This is a genomic window from Rhodoferax sp. UBA5149, assembly GCF_002413825.1.
Classification (GTDB): Bacteria; Pseudomonadota; Gammaproteobacteria; order Burkholderiales; family Burkholderiaceae_C; genus Rhodoferax.
This window is the reverse complement of sequence record NZ_DHXT01000011.1, coordinates 1-2,571: the sequence shown is the minus strand read 5'-3', so window position 1 is coordinate 2,571 and position 2,571 is coordinate 1. Positions and strand designations below refer to the sequence as shown.

Annotated in this window: 3 protein-coding genes; all 3 read left to right on the top strand. The window is 62.2% G+C overall.

Annotation, left to right across the window (positions count from 1 at the left end):
- Positions 1-879, top strand: an 879-nt coding sequence (locus tag B3V69_RS00615) for a homoserine dehydrogenase (RefSeq protein WP_296442831.1), incomplete at its 5' end; no start/stop codon positions are given.
- Positions 879-2,318 (top strand): threonine synthase, encoded by a 1,440-nt coding sequence (gene thrC, locus B3V69_RS00610; protein WP_296442829.1) that lies wholly within the window; start codon positions 879-881, stop codon positions 2,316-2,318. The genes B3V69_RS00615 and thrC, both read left to right, overlap by 1 nt.
- Positions 2,315-2,571, top strand: a 257-nt coding sequence (mobB, locus tag B3V69_RS00605) for a molybdopterin-guanine dinucleotide biosynthesis protein B (protein ID WP_296442827.1), incomplete at its 3' end; no start/stop codon positions are given. The genes thrC and mobB, both read left to right, overlap by 4 nt.

Below are 2,571 nucleotides of genomic sequence, written 5' to 3'. Positions count from 1 at the left end.
GGCACGACCAACTTCATCCTGTCCGAAATGCGCGACAAGGGCCTGGATTTCGACGTCGCGCTCGGGCAAGCGCAGCGCCTGGGCTACGCCGAGGCTGACCCGACCTTCGACATCGAAGGCGTGGACGCCGCGCACAAGGCCACCATCATGTCGGCCATCGCATTCGGCATTCCGGTGCAGTTCGACAAGGCTTATGTCGAAGGCATCACGAAGCTCGGCGCGGCCGACATCAAATACGCCGAGCAACTGGGTTACCGCATCAAGTTGCTGGGCATCACGAAACGCACGGCCAAGGGGATCGAGTTGCGCGTGCACCCCAGCCTGGTGCCGACCAAGCGCCTGATCGCCAACGTGGAAGGTGCGATGAACGCGGTCATGGTGCAGGGCGACGCGGTCGGTACCACGCTCTACTACGGCAAAGGCGCGGGCTCCGAGCCGACCGCCAGCGCCGTCATCGCCGACCTGGTGGACATCACCCGCCTGCACACGGTTGATCCGCTCAGTCGCGTGCCGCACCTGGCTTTCCAGCCTCACACCATGGATCAGGCCAAGAGCGATTTGCCGGTACTGCCCATGGGAGAGGTGGTGACCAGCTATTACCTGCGCTTGCGCGTGGCGGATGAGACCGGCGTGCTGGCCAAGGTGACCGGCATTCTGGCCGAAGCCGGCATCAGCATTGACGCGATGCTGCAGCGCGAAGCCGACGAGGTGGGCGGTGAGCGCGGCACGGGCGGCGACCTGCAAATCCCGCAAACTGACCTGATCATTCTCACGCACGACTGTGTCGAAGCCAAAATGAACGCGGCCATCGCGCAAATGCAGGCCTTGCCCACCGTGCTGGAGCCCATCACCCGCATCCGCAAGGAAGAGCTGGCCTGATGAAGTACCTCTCCACCCGCGCTGCCGCCAACGATTCGACGGACCGCAAACGCTTTTGCGAAATCCTGCTGGAAGGCCTGGCGCCCGATGGCGGTCTGTACTTGCCAGAGCGCTATCCGCAGATCGACGATGCCACGCTCACGCGCTGGCGCAGCGTTTACCACACCCAGGGCTACGCCGAGCTGGCGTTTGAAGTCCTGTCGCTGTACATCGATGACATTCCGGCCGACGACTTGCGCGCGCTGTGCGAAAAAACCTATACTGCCGCGGTGTTTGGCACCGGCGAAATCGTGCCGCTGCGCCATCTGGAAGAGGGCCTGTACCTCGAAGCCCTGTCCAACGGCCCGACGCTGGCCTTCAAGGACATGGCCATGCAGTTGCTGGGCAACCTGTTCGAGTACGAGCTGGCACGCCGTGGCGAAGAGCTCAACATCCTGGGCGCCACCAGCGGCGACACCGGCAGCGCGGCCGAGTACGCCATGCGCGGCAAAAAGGGCGTGCGCGTCTTCATGACCAGCCCGTTTGGGCGCATGAGCCCGTTCCAGCAGGCGCAGATGTTCAGCCTGATGGACGAGAACATTCACAACATCGCCGTCGACGGTGTGTTTGACGACTGCCAGGACATGGTCAAAGCCGTGTCCAACGACCTTGAGTTCAAACGCAAGTACAAAATTGGCACGGTCAACTCCATCAACTGGGCGCGTCTGATGGCGCAGGTTGTTTACTATTTCGCCGGTTATTTGCAGGCCACACAGTCGAACTCTGAAAAAGTCAGTTTCACCGTGCCGTCGGGCAATTTCGGCAATATTTGTGCCGGCCATGTGGCGCGCATGATGGGTCTTCCGATTGACAAACTGGTGGTGGCCACCAACGAGAACGATGTGCTGGACGAGTTTCTGCGCACCGGCGTCTACCGCGTGCGCGCTAGCGCCGACACGCACGAGACCTCCAGCCCGTCGATGGACATCTCCAAGGCCTCCAACTTCGAGCGCTTTGTGTTTGATCTGCTGGGCCGCGACGGTGCGCGCGTCAAGTCACTGTTTGCCGACGCCTTGGCCCAAGACGGCCAATTTGATCTGGGCACCGACCCGGCTTTCAAGCAGGCCGCCATACGCTACGGTTTTGAGAGTGGCAAGAGCACGCACGCCGACCGCCTGGCCACCATCAAGGCTACTTTTGAGCGCTTTGGCGTGATGATTGACACGCACACCGCTGACGGCGTCAAGGTGGCGCGCGAGCACCTGCAGCCGGGCGTGCCGATGATCGTGCTGGAAACTGCCTTGCCCATCAAGTTTGCCGCCACCATTGTGGAAGCTCTCGGGCGTGAGCCCGATCGTCCGGCCAGATTTGAAGGCATTGAGGCTTTGCCCAAGCGCGTGACCCGCATGGCCGCCGATGTCGATGCGGTCAAAGCCTACATTGCCCAGCATTGCCCATGAAGGTGGTCGGTTTCGCCGGATTTTCCGGCTCCGGCAAGACGACGCTGGTGGAGCGCCTGATACCTGCCTTTCGGCTCAAGGGCCTGCGCGTGTCGGTCGTCAAACACGCCCATCACCGCTTCGACATCGACCATGTTGGCAAAGACACTTACCGCCACCGCGAGGCCGGCGCCTTTGAAGTGGTGGTGGCGTCGGACCGGCGCCTGGCGCTGATGCGCGAGTTTGAGCAGCCGGTGCAACTCTCGGTGCACCA

Excerpts from the sequence above, each read along its gene's own strand:
- thrC (WP_296442829.1), top strand. The coding sequence starts at position 879 with ATGAAGTACCTCTCCACCCGCGCTGCCGCCAACGATTCGACGGACCGC.